The organism is Bradyrhizobium sp. LeoB3 (genome assembly GCF_055456055.1).
This window is the reverse complement of sequence record NZ_JBVBEF010000223.1, coordinates 1-4023: the sequence shown is the minus strand read 5'-3', so window position 1 is coordinate 4023 and position 4023 is coordinate 1. Positions and strand designations below refer to the sequence as shown.

Here is a 4023-nt window from a genome sequence, read left to right as displayed (position 1 = left end):
TTCCACCGAATTAGAAGTTCGGCGGCCGCGAAATGCACCAGTGCGCCCCAAGTTGCGTGATTTTCACACAGCCTGGGTCACTTCCGGACTCTCGCGTTGCAACAACAAAGCCTATGCGATCACCTCGTCGGTGCGGTGCGCGCCAGCGCCGCTACGGCGTCCACGATCCCGGGCGTATCTGCATAGGTCACCATGTGACCGGCATCCTCGACTAGATGTAGCAGGGAGCGGGGCAACGCCTTGTGCAGGCGGCCCGATTGGTCGGCTTCGATGAGCTGGTCACTCTTTCCATGCACGATCCTGACGGGACACCGGACGTCCTGATATTGAAGCGGCAACTGCGCGGCAACCGGAATAAGGAACGCGCTCTCCTCGGCGGCCGCCCTCAATTGCTTGGGCCGGAGAGACAACGAGATCGGAAATTCGTTCTCGAATTCCGGCGGAACGGCACGCGGCGCGAACAGCGTGCGAATAAGCTTGGGCATAATGGCCCAGGATATGATCGGCGAGATAGTGTAGCGCATCAGATCGCCGAACAGTGGCAGTGCCGGACCCGACATGAGCCAAAAGTCCATCCGAAAGCCCGGAAAGTAGTAGCCGGACGCGAGCACGAGCCCACGCACGGCATAGTCGCTTCGCAGCGCCAGCGCGATAGCCACGAGCGTTCCCCAGGAATGGCCGAGCACCACGGGATTGCGCACGCCAAGCTGGTCAAGAGCCTTCGCGAATAAGGTAGCTTGCGTTGTGGCCGTCCAGATGCGGGTGCGGGCTCGGCGGCTGTAGCCAAACCCTGGCCGGTCGAAGCAAACGACGCGGTAGGCGTCGGCCAGGCGGTCGACCAGACCACTTAGGACGAGATCCTGAATCATGGTGCCATTCCCATGGAACAGGACCACGCAAGGCGCGGCGCCATCGCCACGTGCGATATAGTGAAGGCGCACTCCGTCGCATTCGATGAAGGCGCCGATCGGCGGGTTCTTTCGCTCCGCTGCCACCTGAAACGCGATATTGCCGAGGATCAGTACGACAAGTCCGACCAAAACGATCAGCAGGACGGTTTCAGTTGTGGACACCGGGTCAATCCTTCGATGGTCCGCGCTGGCGGGGTTACTTCGAATCGGCGGAACAACCGCAACCTGACGGCTTCGCTCCCGCCCTACGACTCACGTCCAGTGCGCGCGACCAATCAGGGGTCCCGTTCCCCCAAGAACGGATACGCAGCCATCTCCTTCGAATACTTCCGGAACATATCGATCTGCCTGCTTGCAAATTCTGCAAAGACGGCGAAAAATTCGAATGGTGACCTGATCGTCACAAGCCGCTGGCCGAAAGCAAGAGCAAATTGCATGTTGGCTTGTGCCATTTCCAGAAGCTTCACTTGATAAGCCTGCATGGTTGCCGTCACTAAAGAAAGATCAAACCCTTTCTCTGGATTGTCGTCCCTCATCATCTGACGGAAGCCATCTTGTAAGGCCGCGATCCGATGCTCAACGATGGGAGCCCGTTGTTTTGCATCGTCATGAAGCTTGGGCGATTCAGTCGAGCCTGCGGCAACAGCGCGCAGAGGGTTGTCTTTCGTGCTTCTAACAATAACCTGCTTGTTCCGTTGGGCCTGTGCGGCTTTTCTAGGGCCGCGGGCGCGCTTTGACGCTATGGCTCGTTTACGGTTACTCATCTGACGCTCCAAGAGAATAGGGTCGGTCGACCACAACGGTCATTTCGGAGATGACAACAGGCCTTGCGGTGTAGCGTTCCTAACGCGGGATTATGGGATTTCCTGCATGAACTTAGATGCTATGGGTCAAAAGCGGCGGTCGAAGGCTCGCACAACCTCTGTCCGACCCACCCTAGAAAGCCGACATCATCGTCGCTGATTGTGGTCTTCGGCTTTGGGCCCAAAAAGGTGACGTCGGCAAAGAGGCCGCCACTGAGGCGGTCTCTTTCCTTCGGCTGGAACGTCGCGATCATGCGCCTCCTGCCATAGCTACAGCGTCCACCCACTAACTGCTTCGGATGACCTTTGGCAGCCTCGTCATCATCGCAGATGATCTCAACGCGATCCGGATGTGGTTGTCGTCCGCCGAGTGCAGGCGTAACAGCCGACTGGATGGATTATGTGGGTGCCCTCAGTCCGGGCGACCGGAGCCACTCGTCTATGTGGGCGGCCGTTTCGGCCTGACGAGCTCTTCGGATAAGCCGTTCGCGCCGGATGCCGTGCGGGGTGCCTCGCGCCTCTTTTCGCAAGCGCTGAGCTTCGTCGGTCAAGCGCTGATCTAGGGATGTGGTTTGTTTCAAACGGCGTCGCTGCTGCATGGCGGCTCCTCGGTTCGGGAAGGCGGGAGCGCAACCGGCGTTCTCATCACCGATAAATGCCACAGGACCGTGCGGTGATGGCTAAGCGTGTACTACTGCTTGAGCCTCGCGTATGTCCACAAGTGCACACATTGTCCGATTCCATGAACAGACTGATAACTTCGAAACCTTCCTGAACCTAGCCGATCAGACCGCATGTCTGTTGAGGGTCAACAGCGGCGGTCGCGGCTCGCCAAGTCCCTTGGTCAGGACTACCCCCAAAAGCCGACATCCCGATTGCCCGTGCATACTTCGGCTCGGGGCCAAATCCAGACGTTGTATCCGGCCTGTGTCGGAAACGAACAAGCAACCAAGTTCGATGAGCAACGATCTTCGGTATACTTCACATGCTATAAAGCGATGCCCTGTGACGCGAGGCTCGCTATGACGGCATCCACAGTCAGAGAATGGATAGTAGAGTCGATCAATCGCATCATTTCTGGACAGCCGTTCACTCAAGCGGATTTCGACGCTCGACCATCGAATGGTTGGGACGAGATAAAGCCAAGGCCAGATATTGTTATTCGGTCGGATAGAGAGCCTGCTTACTTTGCGTGGTTGGCTCTACAATGGTGGGTAAACGATGACGACATCAGAGCCAAAGGCCCCGGATATGGTGAGATGAGAAAGCGAGAGCTCCAGAGCTTCCTCGAACAAATGGAACGCTGAACAGCCTCGGCATATCGCACGTCTGCTTCGGTTCAAAAGGAGACGTACTGAAGCGACGCACGATTGTGCGCGCAACGATAAGGAGGCGGTTGCGCAGTTCCGGTGGCCCGTTCAACTCTCGGTCGAGGCTTGGCAATGTCGCCGGCCAAGGCTCCGGCGGCGACGCCGTCGGGGCCTACAATCTAGTTGGCGCTTTTTTGAATGGCGGTTGGCAGCGTGTCGGATTTGTGCTTCTTGCAATAGGCGACAACTTTTTTCGAGTTCTTTTGCAGGCGGTCGTAGTCCAAAACATTGTTATTTGCGGCAGCGTTATAGTAGCCACTCATGAAATACCTTACAAAATCCTGGTCTGCTGAACCGTAACCTAACCAATTCCCGCAAGTGATCTTGTTCATGTCCAGCTTGATCTGAGCCGCAGCTGGCGCTGACGCCGCGCCTATCAAAATCAAAGAAACGACAAGAGTCCTGCATCTCATAGCGATCCTCCAAAGTCCCAAGCCGTCAATTTTTGCCTACTGATTGTTGCAAGCCATACATAACGCTTTCCGCCGGATGGTATTGGCACCATGCCTTCACGTTGGCGATATTTTGTTGATGCAAAGCAAGATCCACAAAGGTCCTGCTGTTCTGATAACTGAACCAGCCACTCATCCAGGCAGAAAAGTTATCTGACTGTGACTGCGGCATAGCAAGATATTGGCTACATATGATCTTGCCCATATCAATGGTTACCTGCGCATTCGCAGCGATTGGAATTATCGAGACAGCAAACGTCAGACTGATCAATCTACATCTCATCGGGGGTCGTCCTTGATGCTGATCTACCCGGGATTATGGAGAAGACTGCCGCCACAAGGACGCAAGAAAACGGAGTCTCGCGCCCGCTCATGTTGATCTAGATCAACAGAAGTCCGCTTGGGGTCAGAGGACTAAACCGCTCGCGCGGTAGGCCGCTGCGGCAAACAGGGTGGCCAAGCCGATAGCGCCAAGGGGCGTCCTGTC

General features: G+C 56.4%; 4 protein-coding genes. All 4 read right to left on the bottom strand.

Annotation, left to right across the window (positions count from 1 at the left end):
• Window positions 1-119: 119 nt before the first annotated feature.
• The 4 genes from ACZXDY_RS45005 to ACZXDY_RS44990 all read right to left on the bottom strand — a co-directional run bounded on the left by ACZXDY_RS45005 (window position 120) and on the right by ACZXDY_RS44990 (window position 3807).
• Window positions 120-1073, bottom strand: coding sequence for an alpha/beta fold hydrolase (locus tag ACZXDY_RS45005; RefSeq protein ID WP_464349906.1), 954 nt, complete (start codon window positions 1071-1073; stop codon window positions 120-122).
• 113 nt (window positions 1074-1186) lie between these two features.
• Window positions 1187-1675, bottom strand: coding sequence for a phasin family protein (locus ACZXDY_RS45000; RefSeq protein WP_464349905.1), 489 nt, complete (start codon window positions 1673-1675; stop codon window positions 1187-1189).
• A gap of 1528 nt (window positions 1676-3203) precedes the next feature.
• The gene (locus tag ACZXDY_RS44995; protein WP_028169437.1) at window positions 3204-3497 is read right to left on the bottom strand and encodes an HdeA/HdeB family chaperone; all 294 of its coding nucleotides are present in this window, start codon (window positions 3495-3497) and stop codon (window positions 3204-3206) included.
• Window positions 3498-3522: 25 nt separating this feature from the next.
• A complete protein-coding gene (locus ACZXDY_RS44990) occupies window positions 3523-3807 on the bottom strand; it encodes an HdeA/HdeB family chaperone (RefSeq protein ID WP_464349904.1) in 285 nt (94 codons plus the stop codon).
• Window positions 3808-4023 lie beyond the last annotated feature (216 nt).

What these genes read in the sequence shown, in the direction of transcription:
- ACZXDY_RS45000 (WP_464349905.1), bottom strand. Translation starts at nt 1,675, where the DNA reads ATGAGTAACCGTAAACGAGCCATAGCGTCAAAGCGCGCCCGCGGCCCT.
- ACZXDY_RS44995 (WP_028169437.1), bottom strand. Translation starts at nt 3,497, where the DNA reads ATGAGATGCAGGACTCTTGTCGTTTCTTTGATTTTGATAGGCGCGGCG.